Annotated in this window: 30 protein-coding genes; 21 read left to right on the top strand and 9 right to left on the bottom strand. The window is 40.0% G+C overall.

All coding sequences use genetic code 11. The features are described 5' to 3' along the window. Positions 1 to 94 precede the first annotated feature (94 nt). A complete protein-coding gene (locus Q4550_RS06350) occupies positions 95 to 988 on the bottom strand; it encodes a COX15/CtaA family protein (protein ID WP_483298555.1) in 894 nt (297 codons plus the stop codon). A gap of 386 nt (positions 989 to 1,374) precedes the next feature. Here Q4550_RS06350 and cyoE point away from each other — a divergent pair, with 386 nt between their 5' ends. From cyoE to Q4550_RS06375, 5 genes are all read left to right on the top strand, one after another. Further along, positions 1,375 to 2,316, top strand: a complete 942-nt coding sequence (cyoE, locus tag Q4550_RS06355; protein ID WP_194221298.1) for a heme o synthase — start codon at positions 1,375 to 1,377, stop codon at positions 2,314 to 2,316. A gap of 108 nt (positions 2,317 to 2,424) precedes the next feature. Next, the gene (coxB, locus tag Q4550_RS06360; RefSeq protein ID WP_303531149.1) at positions 2,425 to 3,450 is read left to right on the top strand and encodes a cytochrome c oxidase subunit II; all 1,026 of its coding nucleotides are present in this window, start codon (positions 2,425 to 2,427) and stop codon (positions 3,448 to 3,450) included. A gap of 26 nt (positions 3,451 to 3,476) precedes the next feature. After that, complete coding sequence (gene ctaD, locus Q4550_RS06365) at positions 3,477 to 5,315, top strand: cytochrome c oxidase subunit I (RefSeq protein WP_303531151.1); 1,839 nt, start codon at positions 3,477 to 3,479, stop codon at positions 5,313 to 5,315. Then, positions 5,312 to 5,929: a cytochrome c oxidase subunit 3 gene (locus Q4550_RS06370; protein ID WP_303531152.1), complete on the top strand. Its 618-nt coding sequence runs from the start codon at positions 5,312 to 5,314 to the stop codon at positions 5,927 to 5,929. The genes ctaD and Q4550_RS06370 overlap by 4 nt, the downstream gene beginning before the upstream one ends. 4 nt (positions 5,930 to 5,933) lie before the next feature. Further along, a complete protein-coding gene (locus tag Q4550_RS06375; RefSeq protein ID WP_194221302.1) occupies positions 5,934 to 6,278 on the top strand; it encodes a cytochrome C oxidase subunit IV family protein in 345 nt (114 codons plus the stop codon). A 99-nt stretch (positions 6,279 to 6,377) separates the two neighbouring features. Here the strand turns inward: Q4550_RS06375 and ytvI are convergent, their stop codons facing one another. After that, positions 6,378 to 7,436: a sporulation integral membrane protein YtvI gene (ytvI, locus tag Q4550_RS06380; RefSeq protein ID WP_303531154.1), complete on the bottom strand. Its 1,059-nt coding sequence runs from the start codon at positions 7,434 to 7,436 to the stop codon at positions 6,378 to 6,380. A gap of 154 nt (positions 7,437 to 7,590) precedes the next feature. On the opposite strand from ytvI, the gene Q4550_RS06385 reads away from it, so the two are divergent. Further along, positions 7,591 to 7,956, top strand: a complete 366-nt coding sequence (locus Q4550_RS06385) for an Asp23/Gls24 family envelope stress response protein (protein ID WP_303531156.1) — start codon at positions 7,591 to 7,593, stop codon at positions 7,954 to 7,956. A 42-nt stretch (positions 7,957 to 7,998) separates the two neighbouring features. Here Q4550_RS06385 and safA read toward each other — a convergent pair whose 3' ends face one another. Next, positions 7,999 to 8,628 (bottom strand): SafA/ExsA family spore coat assembly protein, encoded by a 630-nt coding sequence (gene safA / locus Q4550_RS06390; protein WP_303531158.1) that lies wholly within the window; start codon positions 8,626 to 8,628, stop codon positions 7,999 to 8,001. Between the two features lie 218 nt (positions 8,629 to 8,846). On the opposite strand from safA, the gene Q4550_RS25150 reads away from it, so the two are divergent. Both Q4550_RS25150 and Q4550_RS06405 read left to right on the top strand, forming a co-directional pair. After that, positions 8,847 to 9,578, top strand: coding sequence for a YugN family protein (locus Q4550_RS25150; protein ID WP_483298556.1), 732 nt, complete (start codon positions 8,847 to 8,849; stop codon positions 9,576 to 9,578). 130 nt (positions 9,579 to 9,708) lie between these two features. After that, the gene (locus Q4550_RS06405) at positions 9,709 to 10,791 is read left to right on the top strand and encodes a CAP domain-containing protein (protein ID WP_303531159.1); all 1,083 of its coding nucleotides are present in this window, start codon (positions 9,709 to 9,711) and stop codon (positions 10,789 to 10,791) included. On the opposite strand, the gene Q4550_RS06410 is transcribed toward Q4550_RS06405, so the two are convergent. Then, entirely contained in the window at positions 10,778 to 11,272 is a 495-nt protein-coding gene (locus Q4550_RS06410; protein WP_303531160.1) for a PaaI family thioesterase, read from the bottom strand. The two genes, Q4550_RS06405 and Q4550_RS06410, sit on opposite strands and share 14 nt — an antisense overlap. A gap of 147 nt (positions 11,273 to 11,419) precedes the next feature. Between Q4550_RS06410 and ylbD the strand changes: the two genes are divergently transcribed. The 3 genes from ylbD (at position 11,420) to Q4550_RS06425 (ending at position 12,556) form a co-directional block, all read left to right on the top strand. Next, entirely contained in the window at positions 11,420 to 11,809 is a 390-nt protein-coding gene (ylbD, locus tag Q4550_RS06415; RefSeq protein WP_303531161.1) for a spore coat protein YlbD, read from the top strand. Positions 11,810 to 11,820: 11 nt separating this feature from the next. Next, a complete protein-coding gene (locus Q4550_RS06420; protein ID WP_226612723.1) occupies positions 11,821 to 12,054 on the top strand; it encodes a YlbE-like family protein in 234 nt (77 codons plus the stop codon). 109 nt (positions 12,055 to 12,163) lie between these two features. Then, the gene (locus Q4550_RS06425; protein ID WP_194221311.1) at positions 12,164 to 12,556 is read left to right on the top strand and encodes a hypothetical protein; all 393 of its coding nucleotides are present in this window, start codon (positions 12,164 to 12,166) and stop codon (positions 12,554 to 12,556) included. A 23-nt stretch (positions 12,557 to 12,579) separates the two neighbouring features. On the opposite strand, the gene Q4550_RS06430 is transcribed toward Q4550_RS06425, so the two are convergent. Further along, positions 12,580 to 13,383: an ATP-grasp domain-containing protein gene (locus Q4550_RS06430; protein ID WP_303531162.1), complete on the bottom strand. Its 804-nt coding sequence runs from the start codon at positions 13,381 to 13,383 to the stop codon at positions 12,580 to 12,582. A gap of 300 nt (positions 13,384 to 13,683) precedes the next feature. On the opposite strand from Q4550_RS06430, the gene Q4550_RS06435 reads away from it, so the two are divergent. Further along, the gene (locus tag Q4550_RS06435; protein ID WP_226612726.1) at positions 13,684 to 14,124 is read left to right on the top strand and encodes a YlbF/YmcA family competence regulator; all 441 of its coding nucleotides are present in this window, start codon (positions 13,684 to 13,686) and stop codon (positions 14,122 to 14,124) included. A gap of 22 nt (positions 14,125 to 14,146) precedes the next feature. Here Q4550_RS06435 and Q4550_RS06440 read toward each other — a convergent pair whose 3' ends face one another. Beyond that, positions 14,147 to 14,467 carry a hypothetical protein gene (locus tag Q4550_RS06440; protein WP_194221314.1) on the bottom strand — a complete coding sequence of 107 codons (321 nt, stop codon included), beginning with the start codon at positions 14,465 to 14,467 and terminating at the stop codon, positions 14,147 to 14,149. Positions 14,468 to 14,582: 115 nt separating this feature from the next. On the opposite strand from Q4550_RS06440, the gene Q4550_RS06445 reads away from it, so the two are divergent. After that, positions 14,583 to 14,858: a YlbG family protein gene (locus Q4550_RS06445; protein WP_098443273.1), complete on the top strand. Its 276-nt coding sequence runs from the start codon at positions 14,583 to 14,585 to the stop codon at positions 14,856 to 14,858. A 240-nt stretch (positions 14,859 to 15,098) separates the two neighbouring features. Next, a complete protein-coding gene (locus Q4550_RS06450; RefSeq protein ID WP_303531166.1) occupies positions 15,099 to 16,328 on the top strand; it encodes an MFS transporter in 1,230 nt (409 codons plus the stop codon). 44 nt (positions 16,329 to 16,372) lie between these two features. On the opposite strand, the gene Q4550_RS06455 is transcribed toward Q4550_RS06450, so the two are convergent. Continuing rightward, the gene (locus Q4550_RS06455; RefSeq protein WP_283152286.1) at positions 16,373 to 16,759 is read right to left on the bottom strand and encodes a DUF7147 family protein; all 387 of its coding nucleotides are present in this window, start codon (positions 16,757 to 16,759) and stop codon (positions 16,373 to 16,375) included. Positions 16,760 to 16,873: 114 nt separating this feature from the next. On the opposite strand from Q4550_RS06455, the gene Q4550_RS06460 reads away from it, so the two are divergent. The 3 genes from Q4550_RS06460 to coaD all read left to right on the top strand — a co-directional run bounded on the left by Q4550_RS06460 (position 16,874) and on the right by coaD (position 18,572). Beyond that, positions 16,874 to 17,194, top strand: a complete 321-nt coding sequence (locus Q4550_RS06460; RefSeq protein ID WP_303531169.1) for a hypothetical protein — start codon at positions 16,874 to 16,876, stop codon at positions 17,192 to 17,194. A 293-nt stretch (positions 17,195 to 17,487) separates the two neighbouring features. Next, positions 17,488 to 18,075, top strand: a complete 588-nt coding sequence (gene rsmD / locus Q4550_RS06465) for a 16S rRNA (guanine(966)-N(2))-methyltransferase RsmD (protein ID WP_276511842.1) — start codon at positions 17,488 to 17,490, stop codon at positions 18,073 to 18,075. 2 nt (positions 18,076 to 18,077) lie between these two features. Next, the gene (coaD, locus tag Q4550_RS06470) at positions 18,078 to 18,572 is read left to right on the top strand and encodes a pantetheine-phosphate adenylyltransferase (RefSeq protein ID WP_303531172.1); all 495 of its coding nucleotides are present in this window, start codon (positions 18,078 to 18,080) and stop codon (positions 18,570 to 18,572) included. Between the two features lie 14 nt (positions 18,573 to 18,586). On the opposite strand, the gene ylbJ is transcribed toward coaD, so the two are convergent. Then, positions 18,587 to 19,816 carry a sporulation integral membrane protein YlbJ gene (ylbJ, locus tag Q4550_RS06475; protein ID WP_303531173.1) on the bottom strand — a complete coding sequence of 410 codons (1,230 nt, stop codon included), beginning with the start codon at positions 19,814 to 19,816 and terminating at the stop codon, positions 18,587 to 18,589. A 137-nt stretch (positions 19,817 to 19,953) separates the two neighbouring features. Here ylbJ and Q4550_RS06480 point away from each other — a divergent pair, with 137 nt between their 5' ends. Then, entirely contained in the window at positions 19,954 to 20,742 is a 789-nt protein-coding gene (locus Q4550_RS06480; protein ID WP_303531175.1) for a patatin-like phospholipase family protein, read from the top strand. Further along, a complete protein-coding gene (locus Q4550_RS06485; protein ID WP_303531176.1) occupies positions 20,739 to 21,767 on the top strand; it encodes a SepM family pheromone-processing serine protease in 1,029 nt (342 codons plus the stop codon). The genes Q4550_RS06480 and Q4550_RS06485 overlap by 4 nt, the downstream gene beginning before the upstream one ends. A gap of 56 nt (positions 21,768 to 21,823) precedes the next feature. Here Q4550_RS06485 and Q4550_RS06490 read toward each other — a convergent pair whose 3' ends face one another. Then, positions 21,824 to 23,041, bottom strand: coding sequence for a nucleotidyltransferase (locus Q4550_RS06490; protein ID WP_303531177.1), 1,218 nt, complete (start codon positions 23,039 to 23,041; stop codon positions 21,824 to 21,826). Between the two features lie 186 nt (positions 23,042 to 23,227). Between Q4550_RS06490 and Q4550_RS06495 the strand changes: the two genes are divergently transcribed. After that, positions 23,228 to 23,764: a YceD family protein gene (locus Q4550_RS06495; RefSeq protein WP_194221324.1), complete on the top strand. Its 537-nt coding sequence runs from the start codon at positions 23,228 to 23,230 to the stop codon at positions 23,762 to 23,764. A 46-nt stretch (positions 23,765 to 23,810) separates the two neighbouring features. Beyond that, entirely contained in the window at positions 23,811 to 23,984 is a 174-nt protein-coding gene (gene rpmF / locus Q4550_RS06500; RefSeq protein ID WP_048309912.1) for a 50S ribosomal protein L32, read from the top strand. The last annotated feature ends 125 nt before the right edge of the window (positions 23,985 to 24,109 follow it).

Below are 24,109 nucleotides of genomic sequence, written 5' to 3' on the forward strand. Positions count from 1 at the left end.
CCCCTCCAAGCATCATTCTTTCCTCCACCATATCATGGAGGTTTTTTTGAATGTCTACTTAAAGGGGATAATATCAAAATTGCGCAGCTTTTTTCTATTGCCTGCCACTTCGAAGTGAAAGCATAACAAGGTAGAGCAGAACTGTAAATAAACCAGATATAAAGAGTCCGTGGAAAAGTGCGAGAAACAAATTCAGGTTTGAAACGACTACCAGAATACCGCTCAACGCCTGTAAACAAATGAAAACAAAAGCTAAAATAATACCAGTTCGCATCGTCCCTTTGTTTTTGAACTCTCGTAATCCTATGATGAGAATGTAGAGTAACCATACAAAGATGAGTACGGCTGCCGTTCGGTGTAACATTTGGATTCCCTGTGGACCAGAGAAAGCGAGCAGTTGACCATCGCTACAAAACGGAACTTTGTCACAGGCCATACTGGCGCCTGTATGGCGCACGAGCGCTCCTGTATAAACGACAATATATGAATAGATTGTAATCGCGTATAAATGAAAACGAATACGTTTAGGTACATGAGGCGTTCTTTTATCCCCTGACGCTTCAAAAACGAGAATAGTTAGCAGAACAACACTCGCAAAACTAGCAAGTGAGAAACCAAAATGAGATGCAAGAATAATATCTGATTGGCCCCATACAACAGCGGCAGCGCCTAACAAACCTTGAAAGACGATTAAGAAGACTGAAGCAATCGCTAAAAACTTTGTTTCTCGAATATGTCCGATTTTTCTCCAAGCCCATATGGCAAGAATAATCACGAGCAGACCGAGGGCTGCTGAAACGATCCGATGACTGACCTCGATGATCGTTTCTATTTCTGGTGCTTCAGGTAGAACCTTTCCATAACATAAAGGCCAAGAGTTCCCACAGCCATCACCCGATCCTGTTTTCGTTACGACTGCACCCATTAAGAGTACGAGAAGCATTCCAAGTGACGTAATAATCCCGAATAATTTCAACAATTTATTCACAAATAACACCTTCTTATCTAATTGTGTGTAAATCATAGTACAATGAATGTGTGAAGAGGCAAGCACATCTTTGCACGAATGAAAGGATGAGCTCCCATTATGAAACGACGTATACAAAACAATTAGATTCGTTTATAATGGATAAGGATTGCGGATACTGCTTCCTTTCACAAAACCAACATTATCTTACCATAGCTGTTATCGAGTTTTAATAGCAAGATGTGAAGATTGAATTACATTTTGTTTAACAGCATGTGAGTAACCTGGAGGGGTAATCGTGATACAACATAATGATCAGGGCTTATACAGTCTTCTAATAAGATTGTCTAACATGAACGATAGAATGGCTGATTTACTTCAGTCAAATGAAAAAGGAGGTGTGTAGATTGAGTAAAGCTAGAACTGCATACGAAGCATCTAATCGCGTTATGGAGCCGGGCCCGCTATCAGAAGCAAATCCATCTGGTACGTGGAAAGACTTTCTGACACTTACGAAATTAGGCATTGTATTTGATAATTTAATTACAGCTTTCACTGGCTTATGGGTTGCATCAGTTGCTGCAGGATTTGATCTATTCGCTAATCCAATGGTACTCATTCTCACGATGTTGGGAACAGCTTTTGTTGTTGCCGGGGGAACATCTTTGAATAACTACATTGACCGTGATATTGATCAAGTGATGGCGAGAACGAATACGCGACCATCAGTTACAGGTAAAATTCCTGCTAACCAGGTGTTATTTGTAGGTCTTGGCTTAGCCATTGTTGGTACAATAATGCTATTGATTGTTGAACCAATGGCTGCGTTACTGGGTCTTTTAGGACTTGTTATATACGTTGTGTTATATACAATGTGGACAAAGCGTACAACTTCTTTAAATACAGTTGTCGGGTCATTTTCAGGTGCACTTCCGCCGCTTATTGGCTGGGCTGCAATTGATCCTAACTTAAGCCCTGTAGCATGGGGAATGTTTTTAATCATGTTTATCTGGCAGCCTCCACACTTCTTAGCACTCGCTATGAAGCGTGTAGATGATTATCGTGACGCTGGAATTCCAATGCTACCTGTTGTAGCCGGTTTTCCAATGACGAAGCGCCAAATCGTTTTATATACGGCTGCTTTAGTACCAGTGTCACTATTGCTATACAGCTTTGGACCAGTGTACATCACTGTCGCAGCTATCCTTGGTTTTGGATGGCTAGCGATTGGAATTGCAGGATTTTTCATGAAAGATGATATTAAGTGGGCGAGAATTATGTTTGTTTATTCGCTTAACTATATTACAATCCTGTTTATTGTTATGATTGCAGTAAATATTAATCCTTAAGGGATGATTAATGTATGGTCAGACAAGGTGGGTAGGGATGCCCTCCTTGTCTTCCTATAACTCAATTTTGAGTAAAAGCTACTAAAGAAAGTGAGGTTTAAGGTGCAAATGAAACGTTGGAAAAATGTTTGGCGTTTTTTACCACTGCTATCGGTAATTGCGTTAACGCTTACGGGTTGCGGTAACGAACAACTAACAGCTATGCTCCCTAAGGGAGAAGGGGCTGAAATGCAATTTAATCTCATGATGTTAAGCCTTTACATCATGATCGGGGTTTTCGTTGTAGTAGCACTCATTTATACAGTTGTGCTTGTTCGTTTTAGACGACGTGGTGAAAGCGACAATGAAATTCCAGAACAAACGGAAGGTAATGTCGTTCTTGAGATACTATGGACTGTTGTTCCTATTATCCTTCTTTTGATCCTTGCCGTTCCGACAGTAATGACTACGTTTGCATTAGATGAGGGCACTGAAAAAGTACCTGAAGGTGCAACCGTTGTCAAAGTAACAGCTCATCAGTATTGGTGGGAATTTGAGTATCCTGATCTTGAAGTGAAGACTTCTCAAGATTTACACATTCCAACAGGAGAAAGAGTTTATTTTGAACTCGTTTCCAAAGATGTCACACACTCTTTTTGGGTTCCGACTCTAGGTGGAAAAATGGATACGAATACAGCTACAGAGAATAAAATGTGGCTAAATGCTCAGGAACCAGGTACATATTATGGGAAGTGTGCTGAGCTGTGTGGACCATCACACGCTTTGATGGACTTTAAAGTAATTGCTCAAGAAAAAGAAGATTTTGAAGCATGGGCAGAAAACATGAAAGAAGCCGGTTCACAGGCAGCTTCTGATCAAGCAGCTCAAGGGGAAGAAATCTTCGCAAACAGCTGTATCGGCTGTCACGCCGTTGGCAGTGAAGGCGGTAACACAGGTCCGAACTTAACAAACTTTGGTGACCGTGAGAAAGTAGCGGGCGTTCTCGAACATACAGATGAGAACATTAAGGGCTGGATTAGCGATCCGTCGGAATACAAACCTGGTAATAACATGCCTGCGTTTGGAGATCAGCTAAATGATGAGGAGCTTGATGCTTTAGTTGTTTACTTGCAAGGACTAAAAGTTGAAGAATAGTCATCGGAAATAAGGAGGTTTAATACGTGTCAGCACATGCTTATAAAAAGAAAAATCCTGTATGGGATTGGCTTACTACCGTTGACCATAAGAAGATCGGGATTCTCTATCTCGCTTCCGGTGCTTTCTTCTTTCTACTCGGTGGTTTAGAAGCAATCTTACTGCGGGTGCAGTTGCTTTATCCAGAATTTGATTTTGTGGGAGCTGAAACATTTAACCAGCTGCTTACGATGCACGGGACGACAATGATCTTCCTGGCAGCCATGCCACTAATATTTGGGTTTATGAATGCGATCATTCCGCTTCAAATTGGAGCGCGAGATGTAGCTTTCCCATTCGTTAACTCATTAGGCTTTTGGTTATTTACAGCGGGTGGTATTCTACTGAACCTTGGTTGGTTCATGGGCGGAGCACCGGATGCTGGTTGGACCGGTTATGCACCACTATCAACAACAAGTCCAGGGAACGGAGTCGATTTTTACGTTCTAGGGCTTCAGATCTCAGGTATCGGAACGTTAATCGGGGGAATTAACTTCCTAGTTACCATCATAAACATGCGGGCACCGGGTATGACATTTATGCGTATGCCGTTGTTCACATGGTCTAGTTTTATTACTTCTGGTCTTATTCTTTTTGCCTTCCCTGCTCTAACAATTGGTCTAGCGTTACTCATGTTTGACCGTTTGTTCGGATCGCAGTTTTTCGCAGCTGAAGCGGGAGGTAACCCGATTATTTATGAACATCTATTCTGGATCTTCGGGCACCCGGAAGTTTACATTCTCGTTCTACCTGCATTTGGTATGTTCTCTGAAATCATTGCAACATTCGCAAGAAAGCGTCTGTTTGGTTATTCAGCAATGGTTTTCGCGACAGCTCTTATTGGTTTCTTAGGTTTTATGGTATGGGTTCACCATATGTTTACGGTGGGACTAGGACCAATTGCTAACTCTATTTTTGCTGTTGCAACAATGTTAATCGCAGTTCCGACTGGGGTTAAGATCTTTAACTGGCTCTTTACAATGTGGGGAGGAAAAGTGAGCTTCCCAACAGCAAACTTATTTGCAGTAGGATTTATTCCTTCTTTCGTACTTGGTGGTATGACAGGGGTAATGCTAAGCGTTCCACCTGCTGACTATCAGTACCACGATAGCTACTTCGTTGTAGCTCACTTCCACTATGTAATTGTTGGTGGGGTAGTGTTCGGTCTATTTGCCGGTATGTACTACTGGTGGCCGAAGATTTTTGGAACAGTATTGAACGAATTTCTTGGAAAGCTTCATTTCTGGTTATTCTTTATCGGTTTCCATTTAACGTTCTTCCCGATGCACTTCCTCGGACTTATGGGAATGCCGCGTCGAGTTTATACGTATCTTTCTGGTCAAAGCCTTGATGAAGCGAACTTCGCAGCAACGATGGGTGCTTTCTTAATGGGACTTGCAACCATTATTATGGTTTGGAACATTATCCAAACTTCTGTTAAAGGTAAAAAAGCTGGAAACGACCCTTGGGACGGGCGTACTCTTGAGTGGGCGATTTCATCACCAGCTCCAGAATATAACTTTGCCCAAACACCGCTAGTACGCGGTCTTGATGCTTGGTGGTTAGAAAAACGAGCAGGTAATAAAGCTATGGTTGCCGCGGAACCTTTAGATGATATCCATATGCCGGATTCTTCTATTCTTCCACTTGTTCTTTCTCTTGGATTGTTTATTGCGGCTCTTGCAGCGATCTACTCAAATTGGATAATTGCCATTGGTGGTCTTGTGGTCACGGTATTAGCGATGATTTTACGCTCTGTTATTGATTATCATGGCTATCATATTCATAAAGAAGATCTGCCTGCTGAAGGGAGGGAAGGCAAATGAAATCGAACGAAACAATGACTAAATTGCCTGCCAATCCAGAACGGGCTACGTTAGATGGTAAAAACAAATTTCTTGGTTTCTGGTTCTTCCTTGGAGGCGAAACCGTGCTTTTCGCCTCGCTTTTTGGGGTATACTTAGGACTAAGGAATGCCACAAATGGTGGAGTATCAGCAAACGAACTGTTTGAGCTTCCACTAGTCTTTATTGCAACTATGCTTTTATTAACAAGTAGTTTAACGTCTGTATTTGCAACAATGGCTCTTAAGACTAATCATTTTAAGCGAATGATTGGATGGTTTGTTGTTACAGGACTTCTTGGGCTTGCTTTCCTAGGTCTTGAAATTTATGAGTTTAATCATTATGTACATGAATATGGTCATACCATTAAAAGTAGTGCATGGGGATCTGCTTTCTACACACTTGTAGGTACTCACGGAGCTCACGTATTAGTGGGGATTTCCTGGATTACGATTCTTATTATTCGTAATTTAAGAAGAGGAATGGACCTGTATACAGCACCGAAGTTTTATCTCTTTGCTCTTTACTGGCACTTTATTGATGTTGTGTGGATCTTCATCTTTACAGTTGTTTACCTAATGGGAAAGGTGGGTTAATTTTATGGCACATCATGAAGGTCACGATACTCTGTCAGAGCACGATCAAAGTCATCTCGACATTCATCACGAGATTGCTCATGAGAAGGAATTTAAGCAACAACTTGTTTCCTTTGCCATGATGATCTTCCTGACGATGATTGCGTTCGTAGCAGTAGCTAGCGATGCGATATCTGATGCTTTTACAGTTGTTTTTATCATGATCCTAGCTGGTATCCAACTCGTATTTCAGCTATACATGTTCATGCATTTAAGCCACAAAGGACATCAGTATCCTGCATGGGGAATATTCTTTGGAGTATTCGTAGCTGGCACGTGTGTTGTCGCCCTAATGGGTATGATTTGGTAAATTGATCCAAAAGAAGCTGTTTCCATATGGAAACAGCTTCTTTTTTATTTTTACGTAAACTCAAACAAAAAAAGAGCAGCCTATAAGCTGCACTTTTCGTTAAACTTTGAAATTAATTTTTATTAGCCCGGCTTCTCTTGCAGAGTTAAAGGCAATGAGAAGGATTGGCCCGATGATGAAGCCCATAATACCGAGAAGTTTCAAACCAATGTACATGGATATTAACGTAGATAACGGAGATAGTCCGATATGTCGTCCCATTACTTTTGGTTCTACTGTTCGACGAATGACTAGAAGCACAACCGCTAGAATCGCCATTTGACTTCCAGTGGCGATATCGCCAGTTATTAAATAATAAATCGCCCAGGGCCCGAGTATAACGATCGAACCAATAATCGGTATAAAATCAATGACCCAAATGATAAACGCCATTAGAAGGGCAACCTTCGGCGTAATGAATAATAGTCCAATTAAACTAACAAAGAAAATGATAATGCTGACAAGAAACTGAGCTTTAAAAAAACCAAAAATGACGTAGGAAAGGCGCCCGGTCATAAATTGAACTTTTTCTGCCGTTTGTTGTGATAAGTAAGAATAAGATTGCTTCTTCAGTCTTGGAAGATCCATCAAGAATAAGAAGAGGGCAATTAAGTATACAACAATGCTAACTAAATAATTTGGAATTCCTGTGACAATGATGGTAATGATTTTTAAGTAATCAATGCTACTGATGGTATCCTTTGTATTTTCAAGAAATCGATCAACCTGATTGGTGAATTCTTGAACAAACTCAGGAGGAAAACTTTTGGATACGGCCTCCATGTTGGATTCCATACTATCCCACATCTTGGTGATGTTTTGTATGTACAGAGGAGAGTTCTCGACTAGCGCTATTCCTTCAGTTATCACTTTTGTAATAAGGAAGTAGCCTAGTAACGAAATGAAAATAACAAATAGCGTAAAGACAATAATCACTGGAAAGTACCGCTTAAGTTTCGTATTCTTCTGAATCAGTTTAACAGCTGGATCAAGGACTAGAGCACTGAAAAACGCGAGAATAAGAGGAATGGAGACCGGTAAGATCCAGAAAGCAAGCACTGCTAAAATCGCAATGACAAGTAAAGTTAATATAAATCGCTTTGTGAGGAACTTTGGCAATCTTGTTCTCCTTTCTAAGTCAAACCATCTTCTTATATTATAGTACGGACGATTACGCTTTACCAGTAGAGAGAAATGAATTATTAGACGAATAATTCATTTTGAGCTATTCATATAATATTAAGAGTGTATGCAAGAGGGGGGAAGGATCATCATGAGAAAATCATTCCATCAAGGAAGCCTAACCATCTCAGAGAGCGTCATTGATTTTATTTTAGAAGTAGCGATTAATGAAACGCCGGGCGTAAAATTTATTGAAGCGCCCGTTAAAAAGACATTGAGAAAGATGGTTGGGAAAGGGAAGAAGGCTTCTTTCCAATATGATAGTTACCAGGAAGACGCGGGTTTATCACTTAAAGTAGAAGTGGCAATTGGTTTTGGAGAAATCATTCCCTATACATGCTTTGTTCTGCAAGAAAGAATTAAAAATGATATAGAAAAAATGACGGGGCTACACGTGGAAGAAGTGAATGTGCTTGTGTCAGCCTTATCTATTACAGACGAGTACCTTAATGAATAAATCCATATAGAAAAGCCTCTTTAAACAAAGAGGCTTTTCTGATTACTTTGAAATGAACATTTGTGTCCAGTAATGACCGTATGAACCACCTGGGACGTATCCGACGCCAATCTGTGTGTAACCAGAACTTAAAATGTTTTTTCGGTGTCCTTCGCTATTCATCCACGCTTGAACGACTTCTTCAGGTGTTGCTTGTCCTGCGGCAATGTTTTCTCCGGCACTTCGATAGGAAACGCCAAAATTCTCTAACATTGAGAAGGGAGAACCGTACGTAGGTGACTGATGAGAAAAATAATTTTTATTTCTCATATCTGCTGATTTGTATCTGGCTACTCTAGCCACTTCCCAATTCCACGTTAATGGCGACAGCCCGTTTTTCGCACGCTCTGCATTTGTTAAATCCATCACTTGTTGTCCCACGTCTTTAGACTTTTGGATCGAGGGATTTGCTGTAGGTACGTTAACATGATCACCCGGATAAATAAGATCTGGATTATCGAATTGAGGATTTGCACTGATTATCTCAGTAAGTCCGATTTTATAGCGCTTGGAAATTTTCCACAGCGTGTCACCGGATCTTACTGTGTATGTACTCTGAGCGTGGGCATTAGTTGGTGCTAATAGTGAAGTTATGAGAAGAAAGACCATTAAAAATGATACTGATTTTCTCATGAAATCATCTCCTTTCTAGCGTAGTTTCACCAGAAGCGACCGATTTCACTCAGATTATTATTATTTCTTTTGAAGTCATGTAATTTCTTTTCGATTGGACAGGATAATAATGTATGGATTATCCATGTGAAAACGAAGTAAACATTGCAACCACACTGCCCCTTATACTATTATTAAAGAGTGGACATGTTGTGAATTACAAAGGAGGCAAATGAATTATGAAATTTGACAAGACTGGTCTGGAATCTACGATCGTTCAATTTTCCATTCTAGATCATATTATGCATGAAAACGGTTTAGTTCTTGCTGGTCAATGGGATTATGAACGAGTTACATACGATTATAAATTTGAGGATATGACAAATGGTGACGTTTACTATCTTCGAGTTCCTGGTGTAGCTATCGAGGGAATGGTTGAATCTTCTTATGCAGTGATCAAGCTTGGTAAGCCATACTTAGGAAAACATTATTATCCTCACGGTGTGGAATATGACGAGGAATTTCCTGATACGATCATTAACACATGTAACAAAAAGCTTGAAACCCTTCGTGATCAGCTGGGCTCGGCTCTTCAACGAAGCATGGTATCAGTTGGAGACATTGCTAAATATGTTACTCCGAGTAAGCCTTCTGATAGTGTTGCCGAAGCGGCTGCGACTATGAAGAATGAAAATGTCACGATTGTTCCCGTTTGTGATGGTGAAAATTTGGTTGGAATTGTGACAGATCGAGCAATTGCGGTTGGTGGTTTTGCTGATAATCAAGCTGGCATGACTAAAGTTGAGGAACTCCTCGAAAAGCCATCTATGACTTTGGCGCCAGATATGAAGCCTGAGCAGGCTGCAGAGTTAATGAATGCATCCCGCCTAACAGAGGTTATTGTAGTAGACGGTGATCGTTTTGTTGGAATCGTCTCTTACTTCCATCTAAAAGAAAAAATAAACGCTTAAACTAGAAGAGCCAGGTGCTCTTCTTTTTTTACTTTTAAGGTGGTTACTCTAAGCGTCCGAGAGGCTAACCGTTGCGGTGTACAACAGAGATAAGGCATAATAGATACAATGAAATGGAGGCGAACGAATCATGAAAAATATACTTCGCTTCACTTTGCTGATTGTTGTCATCGTGATCGGAATAGATGTTTATGACAAAATTGAGTGGAGTCATTTGGGACAGGAAGTTGAGCGCATCATTAATGAAGAAAAGTTTGTTCTCGAAGAAACTACGGAAAAGTCTCCACCCCAACAAGATGAAGTGAAAAAAGATGAGCCATTGCCAGAGCTTAAAGGACTGGAGAAATGGGTAGGGGAAGGACCAGAAACGATTGAATCTAATTTGGGGAAACCAGACAGAGTGGATCCCTCACCGTTTGGGTATGACTGGTGGATTTATGAGCAGTCTAATTCTGCCTATTTACAAGTTGGTATTGAAAATGAACAGGTGGTGACAATTTTCTTTATGGGAAATGTTGACGCTGGTGAACGATACCCAATGGGGGAGAAAGCGGCTGATATATTCAAAGAAGAGAAGCCTCTAAATGAAATCCCTGTTAAGGTAGATCAATATGATTATCGGTTTCAGCTCACTGAAGAAGAAAAACAGCTTAAGCCTTTAATTAAATTACATGAAGATTTATACGCACAGTATTATTTTGATAAGTTTAACGGAAGTTTACGTGCTGTTCGGATTGCTGAGCCGAGTGTACTAGTGAAGCAAAGACCTTATGCGGTTTCTTATCGTGGTGAACTGCTTGACACGGAGTCGCTATCACAGAGTGAATGGGATAAAGTCGAAGATGCGATGGAAAAACAAATTTTTTCAATGACAAACGTGTTAAGAATTTTATCTGACAAACAATCGTTAAGCTATAACAATGAAGTTTCAGAAGTTGCCTTTGGACATAGCAAGGATATGGGAGAGAATGATTACTTTTCGCATACTTCACCATCTGAAGGGGAACTTTCCGATCGCTTAAAGAAGGGCGACGTTCTCTATAGCTATGCTGGAGAGAACATCGCTGCAAGATATCCAGATGCTGGAGCGGCGATGATTGGATGGTTAAACAGTAAAGGTCATCGTGAAGCTCTATTGAATGAAGAGTTCACTGAAATTGGTGTAGGGGTTTATCGTGAATATTACACACAGAATTTCATTAAACCTTTCTAGGAATAACCATGAAGTTTCCGGTTGCCGTGGCGATTAATTTCAGATCATCACGATAGACGTTAGCTTTCACAACCCATCTTTCGTCCCCTTTAAACACAACATGAGATTGGCACCTTAACTCATGACCATCCCCTTTCGCAAGAAAGTGAATATTCATTTCAGAAGTCACTGCTGCTTTGTCAGAAGGTAGTGATTGGTGAACAAGTGAGCCCATTGCAATATCAATTAATGAAGCGGTTATTCCACCGTGAACGATATGCAATGGGTTATGAACAAGTTCTTGATTCGGAATAATACTTTCATAAGTGTCTTCATCAAGTTTTTTACTCCTAATTCCCATGAACCCAGCTAGATAGGTTTTATAATGATCTTGCTGTTTTTTTAGAACACCCTCAAGTAGGAAGCGAAGGGAGTGTTTTTCTTGCTCATTTGCTTCATCTAAAATTTGTGAAATTAACGTATGTATTGATTCATTCTCCATATAATCTACCTTCCTTTTCCAGTGTGCGATTATTTTTAGTTTACCAGTAATGGTCGAATACACCAATAAATAGGCGCACAATTGTTAAAAGTCTAATTATGATGTAGTAAGACCATTTTGGTTTGTATGGAAATGGAGGTGGCGAATTTGCCTGAAGCAAAAGAAAAAGGAACTCAAAAAGTTCAGGAATTTAAGACATTCGTCAAAGCTCATCCTCATGTGCTAAAAAAGGTGAAGCGAAAGGAAAAAACGCTTCAAGAGCTATTTGAGGAATGGATGCTTTTTGGTGAGGACGATGCTAGCTGGTATGAAGAAGAAATGGATGAAGATCTGGAAGAAGTCTCAGAAGAGAAAAGTATTGGTGGCATGTTATCGGCCCTTAAACAAATGAATTTTGAAGAAGTTCAAAAAGGTATCGAACAATTTAGTGGAGCTGTTTATTCTATTCAAGAAGTTTTATCACAATTTCGTTCGAAACCAAAACCACAATCTCCTTATTCTCAATCACACTCCCCGTTTCCCTTTCGACATGATTAGGAGGAGATCACATGCGTGAAGAAGTACAGGAGTTTCTCGCTAACCGGCAGGATCTGGTGCTATTTCTACGTAATCAGCCTAGCTGGTATCGGCGTTTAAGTAGAGAACCGTTCGCACTAAAAGAATTTGAGGAAGCCTCCAAAACATTTTATGGTCAGACTTTCCCACAACGGGTTGATCGCTTTCAAAATCAATTAAATATGGTGAATATGATGCTAGCATTAGTGACCCAATTAAAAAATTAGGGTCTTTTTTTATGGTTGCGTAGGCTGGTTTTCTCTATTGATCTAATCATATCTTCTTATTTTTTATTATTCTTGGGGCACACTTATGTTTAAAGGGGTGTGATTGAAGATGTTGTTGAAGCGCGGTAAAAGACAGTTAATGATCATTCTGTTGATGATTGGCTGTTGTGTTCCAGTGGTTGGATTTAGTCAGGCTTTACAGGATAACGTCGCAGCTAAAGAAAACACCGAGCCTGTTGTCGTTAATCACAGAGTGAAAGATCATAACGTCTTTATTGAATGCTTAATTCCTAATTTTTCATTCGATAAAGAAAATACAGAAAAAGAGTACCATGGACATCTGAATGTATATCTTGACGGTGTGAAGCATCAAACTGTAGAAAGTGCAGCTTTTGTTATTCGAAATTTACCCGAAGGCAAGCATACGATTCGTTTAGATATTATGAGGGAAGATGGAGGAAGGTATTTATCTTTGAAAGAAATGAAAGTGGAAATAAAATAAGCCTCTTTTCAGGAGGCTTATATTTAGGAGATTTGCTTGAAAGGTGTTGTCGGCGGTACGATAGGTGGAAACTGCTCCTGTAAATAATGAAATATCAAGTTCTCTACATGGATACCCTGTTGAACAAGCGCTTGATTTCCAAACAAACAATTGAATTCAAGAAAGTAGTACTTTCCGTTTGCATACACAACGTCAAATCCTGCGTGGTTAATTCCGAGAGCTTTGGCTGTTCGATCAACGAGCTCGAGTGCTTCGTCAGGAATTTGATGGAAAGACAGCTTTCCTCCCTGTGCCACGTTATTAAGAAATGACTCTCCTCCAACACGCCAATAGGCCGATACAACTGTATTACCTACATAAACAACACGGAGGTCTTTTTCTATTGGTAAATATTCTTGCACATAGAGAACGTCGTTACGCTCTGCATAAGTTAGAAATTCTTCTTCGGTACGGATAAGGAACACGCCATTTCCCATAGAACTGCGTACTTCCTTTGCAACGAAAGGGAAGGGGAATGTATTTAAAATACGTTCAATTGTGTCTTTGGAACGACCTGCTATTTCGGTGTAAGGCATTAGATCTGGTGAAAGTGACCAAAATGCTCTTGTCATTTCCACTTTATCAAATCCCAGTTGAATGGATTGGATGGATGGAAAGATATTTTTGTTTAGACCATAAACAAGAGAATTAACCTGCCATTTTTCTGGAAATAAAAGCACATCGGCTCTTCTAATTTCATCAATTTCTTTGAACATATGATCGGGTTTAACATAAGAAATACCTGACATGCCTAGCGTACGAAACGGATTGAACGTAATAAGTTTCACAGTTTTCTTTTTCTTCCTCTCTAAAATAACCATGCTAGCTTATATTGTTGAACTCTCGATTATTGGCATTTTTGAGTGCGAATAAATATTCTCGAACCGTTAAAAAAGGCCGTAGATACGCCAATAATGAAGGGACCCACAATCTAACATAGCTAAAATGAAAACACATAAATCTAGAAAATTATAGAGCTTACACCAAAAAAAGTCAATAACCAAATCGTGGATATTCACTTTACTAATATAGTAGAGGACTGGTCAGGAGGTTCCATGAAGTGGTAAGATAAATGTGGAGGTGTACGTATGATTGCTACTCTAGATAGTGTAATGATTTTAGACCAGGCCGAAGAGCTTGGATTTTTGATAAAAGATTCAGAAGTAGCTCATGAATATCATGAGGCAAAGAAGCAATTATCAAAGAATAGGGAAGCGCAGCGTTTGATTAAGCGTTTCACAGAAATGAAGGAACTTTATGATGAGGTTCAACGTTTCGGGCGTTATCATCCGGACTTTATGACGATTACTGTGAAAGTACGTGAAGCGAAGAGAGACATGGATCTTCACGAAGCGGTAGCGGCATTTAAGCAAGCGGAAACGGAACTCGAAGGCCTTCTAGTAGAGGTTTGTTCTCTATTAGCTGGTGAAGTGTCTCCTTCAATCAAAGTTCCATCTGGAAATCCTTTCTTTGATAATCAATCATGTGGGGGAGGCTGCGGCTCAGGCGGCAGCTGTGGATGTGGATAACCAGAGCTTTTGCTCTGGTTTTTCAATTTCGGTAACGTATACAGTCAGGACATAAGTTTCCGCAGCAAAACATCTTTTCTTGTGGTACGAGAAAGCGCACTCGATAAACAAGAAGATTTCTTTCTTCTCGAACGAATGAATATTCCATTCTCAATTGCTTCCCTCTCATGCATTTTGCCGCCTCTAATTTAATCAAGGTTTCAATCTCAGCTTTTATGATATCCGAATTTACTGTAAGATAAAGAAAGGGAATACCTGTGATTGTTTTTTTTGAAACAGACTTTACGGTATTTGACGTGGCTAGTTGATTTAGAAATGGACTCCAAATTTCATCAAGGTTCATTGAAGAGCATCCTTTCATAAACGCAGTCTACTGTTATCCTAACTGAATCATAATAAAATGACCATCACTCTGTTCATCGAACGAGTAGATTTCATAAGTAAAGGGGAAGCGCGTCATGTTTGTAGAACGAGTTGGCCTGGCAGTCTATATTCAGTCATTGAAGCATGCCAAGCAGTTAAGAAGGTTTGGAAATGTTCACTACGTTTCCTCAAAACAAAAGTATGTCGTGATTTATATTAATCTCGATCAATTGGAAACAACGAAAGAGCGCTTGAACTCTCTCCATTTTGTGAAGCGAGTGGAGCCATCCAAACGTCCAGAAGTGCAGACGGAATATCAAAATGCAAAGCCTGATAAAGCAAAACAATATGATTACAAGATGGGACTTTAAAAAGCCAATCCTAAAGGATGGCTTTTTTATTTTGCCTCATCACAGCGCGATCTTTCACTTGGAAGAGTCAAAAACCAAGCAACGGCACATAAGCCTTAAGAAATCTCTGTTGTTCATCCTGCGCTTTATGGAAAACCTCTTCTTTACCGGACCCTCATCCTAATGAAGAAAATCTAGTTTTAAAGGTTGATTATTTCGAAGCCCGAAGGATATAATGGTCGGATTAAAGGAAGTGACAAAATGGATAATTGGAAACGTAATGTCTGGATTTTGTTTGCTAGTCAATTTTTAGTTCTTGGTGCTATGACAATGATTATGCCGTTTCTACCTTTGTACGTTCAGGAACTTGGTGTAGAAGGAGAAAGTCAAATTAGTCTTTGGTCAGGTGTTATTTTTGGTGCGAATTTTTTAACGGCCTTTTTATTTTCACCATTCTGGGGACGTATGGCAGATCGACATGGACGGAAACTTATGCTACTTCGTTCAGGCTTCGGTATGGCTGTCGTGATTATTTTAACCGGATTTGCCACAGGTCCCTGGTCTTTACTTGGCTTACGTTTGTTAAATGGAGTTGTTTCAGGATTTATACCTGCCGCTATTGCACTAGTAGCGACAAACACGCCGAAGGAACACGTCGGATACGCGCTCGGCACTTTAAATTCTGGAGCTGTAGCTGGTGCTATTTGTGGTCCATTATTTGGTGGATTAATGGCTGAAACGCTAGGATTTCGAATGATCTTTAATATTACGGGTGTTGTGATATTGCTGGCGGCATTCGTTGTGTTGTTTCTTGTTAAAGAAGAGACAAAACCAGAACCATCAGCGAAAAAGGAAAAGAGTAATGCGATTAAAGATTTCAAGAAAGTAACTGTTCATTCACCGATGCTATCGTTAATGTTAGTAGGTTTTCTCGTGCAGTTTGCGCTTCTTGGAATGAATCCACTTATTCCACTCTTTGTACAACAGCTTACTTCAGGGGGGAATGTGGCTTTATTTGCAGGGATCGCTGCTTCTGTTATGGGTATTGCCAATATGTTAGCTTCTCCTAAACTCGGAAAAGTGGGAGATCGAAAGGGTTCACACCATGTTCTTTATTATTCATTAATAGGAGCGGCGATTTTCTCTATTCCGCAGGCCTTTGTTCAGGAGCTGTGGCAATTAATAGCTTTGCGCTTTTTGTTAGGGTTGTGTATTGGAGGATTACTGCCTTCCGTAAATTCACTAGTGAAAACACTGTCACCTGTCGGAATGGAAAGTAGAACATATAGCTTTTCTAATAGTGCCGTCTATTTGGGGAATTTGCTTGGACCAGTAACTGGAGGAGCGATTGTAGCGGTTATTGGGACAAGAGGTCTCTTTTTATTTGCAGGTATTATATTATTGATAAGTGTGGCCTATGTGAAAAGAAGAGTACTTCCAATTCTTGATCGGAAACGAGCGATATATGAAGCCAAAGAAATAACATCTTAACGTACAAAAGCAGGGGTCATTGGCCCCTGCTTTTGTTAATGAAATTATTGAAGTGGGGGAATCAGGTTATTTAAACGAAGAATACCGATGATGTAATTAAAGTATAGATCCTTCTCATTAAACTCACTTGAAGGCTTAATTTCCATTGGTATGATCGAAACGTCCAATTCCTTGCTTAGGTCTTCGAAGAGCTTTAAACGTTGCACAGAAGGCTCTTTAGAAGGAATTCCTTCTAAAGATATGTACAATGGCTGAAGGTTACCTTCTCCGGCAGGTTTTAAAACGACGACAGGCGATACGACTTGGCGGTCATTTTTGAGTGTTTTTAGTAATAACAAACGGTGAACACGATGGGAATTGGTTCTTGCAAGTTCAACTAATTCATAAATATCAGAATAGCCTTCTCCTAGTTCAATAAAGCGTTGAATCATAATGTTGTTCTCCTTTCAGTCACTTCAGAAATCCATTCATAATGTAGCATGAATTCATTATGATGGAAAGGATAAAGCGTTTGCATTAGAATGATAAGAAAGGAGGTTAACTCTATGGTCTCGATTCTGCTTCTAGTTATTTTAGTAGGGGGCTTGCTCTATTTATACTGGAAAGGACGAAATGCTAGAGAGGAAACCATCGATAAAAAATTGATTCAAGGGCTTATTATTGCGGATATCTTAGCAGCTCTAGTTTTACACGGTGTTATTACAGCTGCAGAGGCTGAAATGCTTTCTGATCAATCACTATCTGACGTTGAAGATTATTTGTTTAGTCACACTGGCATTAATGAAGGAACTTTTGGGGATTGGATTCAGCATGATTGGGATGGCATTCAGGCGATCGATATGCCACTTGATTTAGACCCTGGATAAGAAAGAACTTTCTTTTTAGCTGATCGAGCAAAAGAGAGCAAATATCACTTCACAAAAAACCCCGCAGGAAATCCTGCGGGTGCCTTAAGCTGTGAAGCCAAGGCAAATGGGAGAGGAGAAACCGGAGGAAGAACTTATGGGGAAACGTAAGTCTTTCTCCGCGGTTGGCAGCACCATTTCGTATGAACGATGCTACTACGTTTAGTATCACCATCGCCTTTTCGTTTATACATTGATTTTAGCTTTCCCTTTTTTTGTGGTAGGATAAGTAGGAATATGGAAAGGATAAGGTTGTGAGAGAGATGCGTATAATTGCAGGAGATTGTAAAGGAAGGCATATTAAACCTGTTCCAGGAACCTCTACAAGACCAACGACAGATAAAGTAAGAGAGTCGATTTTTAATATGATTGGCCCTTTTTTTGATGGCGGAATGGCGCTTGATTTATATGGAGGCAGTGGGGCGCTAGGAATTGAAGCGTTAAGCCGTGGGATTGAGAAATGTGTGTTTGTTGATCGCGAGAATAAAGCCATTGAAACGATCAAGTGGAACCTAGAACAAACGAAGTTTACGGAATCCGCGGAAGTTTTTCGAAATGATTCAAAACGAGCGTTAAAAGCACTTCAAAAACGAGAAGTAGCTTTTTCACTTGTTCTTTTGGATCCTCCTTATCATAAAGAGCAAATTCTTCATGATCTTGAAAAGCTGACAGCGTATGATTTGTTAGAGGAAAATGCAACAATCGTTGTCGAGCACAAGAAAGAAGTGACATTACCAGAAGAATTTGCGGGTTTACGGATGATTCGTGAGGAAACGTATAGTGGTAAAACGACGATTTCAATTTATACATATGAACAGTCGGGTGTTGAGAAGGAGGAATAGTCATGGGAAAAATTGCAGTTTGTCCAGGCAGTTTTGACCCGGTGACATTTGGTCATCTGGATATTATTAAACGAGGCGCAAGAGTTTTTGACAACATTAAGATTGTTGTTCTAAATAATCAAAGCAAATCAACGCTGTTCTCAGTAGAAGAACGGGTCGAGCTATTGAAAGAAGCGACGAAAGACATTCCAAATGTAACAGTAGATTCCCATAACGGGCTATTAATCGAATATGCGAAACGCGTAGGAGCATCAACGATTTTACGCGGGCTGCGTGCCGTTTCAGATTTTGAATATGAAATGAAAATTGCTTCAATCAATCGCAAGCTTGAAGATGAAATTGAAACTTTCTTTATGATGACAAACAATCAATATTCATTCTTAAGCTCAAGTATTGTGAAAGAGGTAGCAAAATACCACGCCCCTGTATCAGACCTTGTTCCAGAGATTGTTGAAAATGCCCTCAGAGAAAAGTATGGAGAATCCCCGTTAGGCTAACGGGGGTCTTTTTTCTACTTAAACCCCTTTCGCTTCGTTTGCTTAAATTGCTGTGTGCATAACACGATGAACGTTAGTAGGAAGAATAGTGTAATCCAGGGACCTGTTTGCTCAAGAAATGAGTAAACTGATTCAATAATGGACGGTGTATCTTCTCGATTCAAAACAGGAAGCGATCCATTTCCCGAAGATAAATAGTTTAAATAGAGTGGTTTCCAGATGACGAGCGTTAGGAAAGCCGCGAAGAAGCCATGAAGTAATCTGGCGAAAAAAAAGGGCTTAAATCGAATATCGGTATCTGCCAAAATACTTGCGACCTGTGCTTGTACGGAAAGACCGTTAAAAGCAAGAATGAAGCTCGTAATCATAGCCTGCGCAACTAGAGTAGCTGAACTTTCACTTGCGAGCTGGCTACCTAGTGTGATTTCAAACATTCCGGAAAGCAGAGGAACATCAAGCTCTGGTGGAAGCTGAAGGAGAATCAGGATAGACCTAAGTGCTCCAGCAAGTAATGGTGCAAGACCAATGACAGAAAGCAGTTCATTTAATACTGAGAATAGAATGATAAACCCACCAACCATTAATAATGTTTTGATAGAAGAATGAACAGCATCACCCATCATTTTGCCGAATGGACGCTTGTCATTCATTCGGGTGTCATGAAGTGCAGTGAAAGCTAAACTAAGTCTCGACTGATGTGATCGTATGGTAACAGTGGGATGGTGATCTTCCGGGTGATGAAAACGCATGACTAGTCCAACCATGATATTCCCGCCATAGTGAGCGGCAGCAAGAATAACGCCAAGTGCAGGATTATGGAAAAATCCAACCCCAACAGCAGCAAAGATAAAGAGCGGATTCGAACAGTTCGTAAATGAAACGAGTCGCTCGCCTTCGATGGCTGTAATGTCATTGTTTTGGCGAAGATGTGCTGTGTATTTCGCTCCTGCAGGAAATCCAGAGGCAACTCCCATAGCAAAAACAAAAGCACCTGATCCTGGTACACGAAATAGTGGTCGCATCAAAGGTTCTAATAGAATCCCTATAAATCGCACAACCCCAATACCAATCAACAGTTCAGAAATAATAAAAAAGGGTAATAAAGAGGGGAATACAATATTCCACCACATTGATAAACCACTTTTGGAGGCATCTAGAGTGTGTTCTGGAAATAAAATAACGGCGAGAGCAACGATCGTAACTGACGTTGCAAGCAATAATGTTTTCACTACTTGAACGTTCACAAGTACATTCCTCCCACTATTTGATCGTCTTAAGTCAATTCAAATATGCATCAAACCTGTCCGATAATTAAAATATACGTATGTGAGGCACAATTAGACCATATGATTAAGCAGGTATAGACAGGGAGGCGTTCTCAATGAACCGTCCTAAAATCGGATTAGCTCTCGGTTCCGGAGGAGCGAGGGGATTCGCTCATTTAGGGGTGCTAAAAATACTTATTCAAGAAAAAATACCAATTGATTACATTGCAGGAAGCAGCATGGGCTCTTTAGTAGGGGCAATTTATGGTTCGGGACACGATGTCGATACGATGGAGAAAATGGCATCGCTTTTTCGACGAAAATATTATTTGGATTTTACAGTACCAAAGATGGGATTTATTGCAGGTAATAAAGTAAAGAGTTTAATTGAAACATTAACGCAGGGAAAGCAAATTGAGGATATGAATCCTCCACTTGCGATTGTGGCGACGGATATTATTAAAGGAGAGAAAGTAGTCTTTCGTTCTGGTCCTGTTGCACAGGCTGTTAGAGCCAGCATCGCTATTCCGGGAATTCTTGTCCCTGAAAAAATAGGTGATAGGCTTCTTGTTGATGGTGGTGTGATTGATCGTGTTCCTGTATCTGTAGCAAGAGAAATGGGGGCAGATCTTGTGATTGCTGTTGATGTTTCAAACGTAAAGAAAGAGCCTGATGTTACATCAATTATTGACGTGATTATGCAAAGTATTGATATTATGCAAAATGAAATGGTAAGGCTTCATGAAATTAATGCAGATGTCATGATTAAACCTGGCTTAGAATCATTTCAATCAAGAGCATTTACGAATGTGATGGATATTATTAAAATTGGAGAGGAAGAAGCCTACCGCCACCTTGATCAAATTCATCAGGCGGTGAAGGTGTGGAAGGAGAAAAATAAATGAACCGAGGCACAAAGAGATTCACCTATGTGTGGGCGATTATCATTGTATTGGTTGCTGCCGTTACATTCATTGATCTCCCATATTATGTAACGACACCGGGAGAAGCAAGAGTGTTAGATGAAGTAATCAATGTTGAAGGTGGCTCACAAGATGGTGGAGAGTTTATGCTCACGACTGTCCGAGTCGGAGAAGCAAACTTAGTTCAATATATATGGGCGCAATTTAATGAGTATCATGAATTGATCGCAGAAGACTTAATTAAGCGTGAAGGTGAATCGGACGATGAGTATCACCAAAGACAGCTTGATGTGATGGCTAATTCACAAACGAGTGCCACAATCGTTGCTTATGAAGCCGCAAAGAAAGAGATAAAAGTCACGAAAAATGGTGTCCTAGTAACGGGTATAATAGAAGGCATGCCGGCAGATGGGAAATTAGAACTGGGTGATTTGATTGTTGAGGTTGAAGGGAAAAGGATTGAGGAAACGGAACAGCTGCTTGATGAACTAGGGTCCTATGAGGAGTCAGATACGGTTAATATGACGATCAAAAGAGGCGATCAAGAAAAGCAGATAGAGCTAGGTTTCTCGAAATTCCCTGAAGCATATGGAACAGAAGATGATAAAGTTGGCGTTGGTATCACTGGTCCAGTAACAGCAACGTCAATTGAAACAGATCCCTCTATTAATATCAATACAGATGAAATTGGCGGACCATCAGCCGGGCTAATGTTCACGTTAGAAATTTACAATCAGTTAACCAAAGAAGATTGGACAAAAGGGTACGACATTGCCGGAACAGGTACGATTAATGAAAGTGGAGAGGTTGGACCTATCGGCGGGATTAAACAAAAAATCGTGGCAGCTGATGGATCTGGAGCTGAAATATTCTTCGCCCCAGTGGCTCACTCCAACTACGATGATGCTATGGAAGCGGCAGAAGATATCGATACAGATATGAAAATTGTCCCAGTCGAAACATTCCAGGATGCTATTGACTATTTAAAGCAATTAGACGTGAAGTAAAACGTGAGCGTTGGATACTTATAAAAATCACCCTGCCATAATAGCAGGGTGATTTTTTAATCGATCATAATTGGGACAGATTGATGCTCTTTCTGTAGAAACGCTTCTTGATGGAAACCTGAATAGCCGAGCGCATAAACTTGACTAGCGCGTCTCTCAACTGTAAGAAAAGGATGATCAAACTGGTTGATGTTCGATACAAGAGGAACGGGAAGAGAGTTTTTCTTTTCATTAAGGAATGATCTTCCAGCTTTCGTCATACCAAGAATTCGAACGTAAGGAGCATCCTTGTTCTCCAAAGCAGGCAACATATCATTTTTACTTGTTTGTGTTAGAATATGGAGCGCTAAGCGTTGGATTCTTGTCCATGTATACCGTTTCGTTTTCACGAGTTCCATGAAGGATTGAAACGTTTGGGCTTGCTTCGCCATTGTAGCTAGACGATTCTCAAGTCCTTCCTCCGCTTCATAAATGGAGGAAAGGTGAACATTACTAGAAGTAAGCAGCTTATAGCGAAGCAAATGATAAAGGTTATGCCATCCCTGAAAAGAATCATATGTCCGTTGGTAGTTTGTTAATTCAGAATAAGTTGGTTCTGGCACGTAAGCCTGAATTTGATCAAGAGAACTGCCTTTAAATAATTCTCGTCGAATGCCAGTCGCACTTGCTATTCTTTTATCAACGAAGTCTTGATCATGGTAGCCTGCCTTTGTACGAAGTATCGTTAATGGTTCGATGAGGGCATTCTGTGCCTGTATGGCTTTCACATAATGGTAGCCTAATATATTGTTGGGCTTTGAAAGGTCAAGAACGTGAGCGTGTCCTTCAAGGCTTTCAAAAGCTAGTGAAGAAGCTTTCGGATAGCTGTTACCTTGTCCCATATAATATTTAATGCGTTCGTTGTAGTCTCTCTCGTGCATTTCGATAAACGATGCAGTCTCTTGAAACTCTTCGATGTCTCCAGATTCACTTCCGAAACAAACGTAATCGACTCCGAGTGAATTTAAGATTGAGATAGCACCCTTCGCAAAAATTTCCGCTTTTTGGGTAGCATATACGTAAGGTAATTCTACTACAAGATCAATTCCGTTTTTTAAGGCCATTTGTGTTCGTGTCCATTTATCAACGAGTGCTGGTTCTCCTCGCTGAAGAAAAGATCCGCTCATGACTGCAACGATTACATCAGCGTTGGCCGCTTTTTTTGTTTCATTTAAATGATGCAAATGTCCATTGTGAAAAGGGTTATATTCCACAATAACTCCAGCAGATGTCATTCGGCTGCTCCTCTCTGTCCCTTGTATAAGGGACGTACATTTTTATTAGTTGAATTCAAGGTTTTTCCTCTGGTATGATAAACATTATACCAAGATTAACGATGAAACAACTGGTGTAAAGAAAAAATATTGACATTTACGTATTTTGTAGCTATAATACTTTTGTTGCCTTGAGGTGATATACAGATGAAATGGTCAATTGAGCAATTGAAGTCCTTTAAACTAAAAGGCCTTACAATTGACGAAGAAGTAAATGTAGAGGAACTGAAGGAACGTAATCCAGATATTCGTGAGATTACACCAGTTCATGTTACCGGAGAAACATCGTTTCACGGTAATAAGGTTACCTTTCATCTAACAGTGAAAGGCAAAATGGTTCTTCCATGTGCCAACACACTAGAGGATGTTGATTTTCCGTTCGTAATTCGCCCAATGGAGACATTTGTGCTTGAAGCAAACACAAGTGGCGTTGATTTTGAGGTGGAAGATGAAGAAATTCATCAAGTTTCGGGAAATACGGTTGACTTAGTTCCGTATATTAAGGAAAATATACTTTTGGAGATTCCGATTCGAGTTGTGAAATACAGCTCTGAATCTGATGAAATGCCAAAAAAATCCGGAAATGGATGGGAAGTCATTACGAAAGAACAACCGAAAGAAAAGGTTGATCCTCGTATGGCCGGTTTAGCTGATTTTTTCAACAAGGAAAATGAAGATAACTAAGCCTGACTTCCGTAAGATCAGTTAACTTTTTAAGGAGGTGGAAACAATGGCAGTACCAGCTAGAAGAACTTCTAAAACGCGTAAAAATAAGCGTCGTACTCATTATAAATTAGAAGTACCAGGAATGGTAAAATGCCCTAATTGCGGCGAATTCAAACTTTCTCACCGTGTTTGTAAAGAGTGTGGAAATTACAAAGGTGAAAACGTAGTAAGCAAGTAATGTTGAAAAGCAGAGAGATAAATCTCTCTGCTTTTTTTACGTTTTAATTATTCGATTATTTAAAAACATTTAACTACGAATAGTAAAAAGAATGAGCGCTCAATAATTTGAACTATATAAGGTGG

The organism is Anaerobacillus sp. 1_MG-2023 (assembly GCF_030547345.1).
In the GTDB taxonomy this organism is placed as follows: Bacteria; Bacillota; Bacilli; order Bacillales; family Guptibacillaceae; genus Guptibacillus; species Guptibacillus hwajinpoensis_B.

What these genes read in the sequence shown, in the direction of transcription:
- coxB (WP_303531149.1), top strand. Translation starts at nt 2,425, where the DNA reads ATGAAACGTTGGAAAAATGTTTGGCGTTTTTTACCACTGCTATCGGTA.
- Q4550_RS06370 (WP_303531152.1), top strand. Translation starts at nt 5,312, where the DNA reads ATGAAATCGAACGAAACAATGACTAAATTGCCTGCCAATCCAGAACGG.
- Q4550_RS06375 (WP_194221302.1), top strand. Translation starts at nt 5,934, where the DNA reads ATGGCACATCATGAAGGTCACGATACTCTGTCAGAGCACGATCAAAGT.
- Q4550_RS06385 (WP_303531156.1), top strand. Translation starts at nt 7,591, where the DNA reads ATGAGAAAATCATTCCATCAAGGAAGCCTAACCATCTCAGAGAGCGTC.
- safA (WP_303531158.1), bottom strand. Translation starts at nt 8,628, where the DNA reads ATGAGAAAATCAGTATCATTTTTAATGGTCTTTCTTCTCATAACTTCA.
- Q4550_RS25150 (WP_483298556.1), top strand. Translation starts at nt 8,847, where the DNA reads ATGAAATTTGACAAGACTGGTCTGGAATCTACGATCGTTCAATTTTCC.
- Q4550_RS06405 (WP_303531159.1), top strand. Translation starts at nt 9,709, where the DNA reads ATGAAAAATATACTTCGCTTCACTTTGCTGATTGTTGTCATCGTGATC.
- Q4550_RS06410 (WP_303531160.1), bottom strand. Translation starts at nt 11,272, where the DNA reads ATGGAGAATGAATCAATACATACGTTAATTTCACAAATTTTAGATGAA.
- Q4550_RS06420 (WP_226612723.1), top strand. Translation starts at nt 11,821, where the DNA reads ATGCGTGAAGAAGTACAGGAGTTTCTCGCTAACCGGCAGGATCTGGTG.
- Q4550_RS06425 (WP_194221311.1), top strand. Translation starts at nt 12,164, where the DNA reads ATGTTGTTGAAGCGCGGTAAAAGACAGTTAATGATCATTCTGTTGATG.
- Q4550_RS06435 (WP_226612726.1), top strand. Translation starts at nt 13,684, where the DNA reads ATGATTGCTACTCTAGATAGTGTAATGATTTTAGACCAGGCCGAAGAG.
- Q4550_RS06440 (WP_194221314.1), bottom strand. Translation starts at nt 14,467, where the DNA reads ATGAACCTTGATGAAATTTGGAGTCCATTTCTAAATCAACTAGCCACG.
- Q4550_RS06445 (WP_098443273.1), top strand. Translation starts at nt 14,583, where the DNA reads ATGTTTGTAGAACGAGTTGGCCTGGCAGTCTATATTCAGTCATTGAAG.
- Q4550_RS06450 (WP_303531166.1), top strand. Translation starts at nt 15,099, where the DNA reads ATGGATAATTGGAAACGTAATGTCTGGATTTTGTTTGCTAGTCAATTT.
- Q4550_RS06455 (WP_283152286.1), bottom strand. Translation starts at nt 16,759, where the DNA reads ATGATTCAACGCTTTATTGAACTAGGAGAAGGCTATTCTGATATTTAT.
- Q4550_RS06460 (WP_303531169.1), top strand. Translation starts at nt 16,874, where the DNA reads ATGGTCTCGATTCTGCTTCTAGTTATTTTAGTAGGGGGCTTGCTCTAT.
- coaD (WP_303531172.1), top strand. Translation starts at nt 18,078, where the DNA reads ATGGGAAAAATTGCAGTTTGTCCAGGCAGTTTTGACCCGGTGACATTT.
- Q4550_RS06480 (WP_303531175.1), top strand. Translation starts at nt 19,954, where the DNA reads ATGAACCGTCCTAAAATCGGATTAGCTCTCGGTTCCGGAGGAGCGAGG.
- Q4550_RS06485 (WP_303531176.1), top strand. Translation starts at nt 20,739, where the DNA reads ATGAACCGAGGCACAAAGAGATTCACCTATGTGTGGGCGATTATCATT.
- Q4550_RS06490 (WP_303531177.1), bottom strand. Translation starts at nt 23,041, where the DNA reads ATGACATCTGCTGGAGTTATTGTGGAATATAACCCTTTTCACAATGGA.
- Q4550_RS06495 (WP_194221324.1), top strand. Translation starts at nt 23,228, where the DNA reads ATGAAATGGTCAATTGAGCAATTGAAGTCCTTTAAACTAAAAGGCCTT.
- rpmF (WP_048309912.1), top strand. Translation starts at nt 23,811, where the DNA reads ATGGCAGTACCAGCTAGAAGAACTTCTAAAACGCGTAAAAATAAGCGT.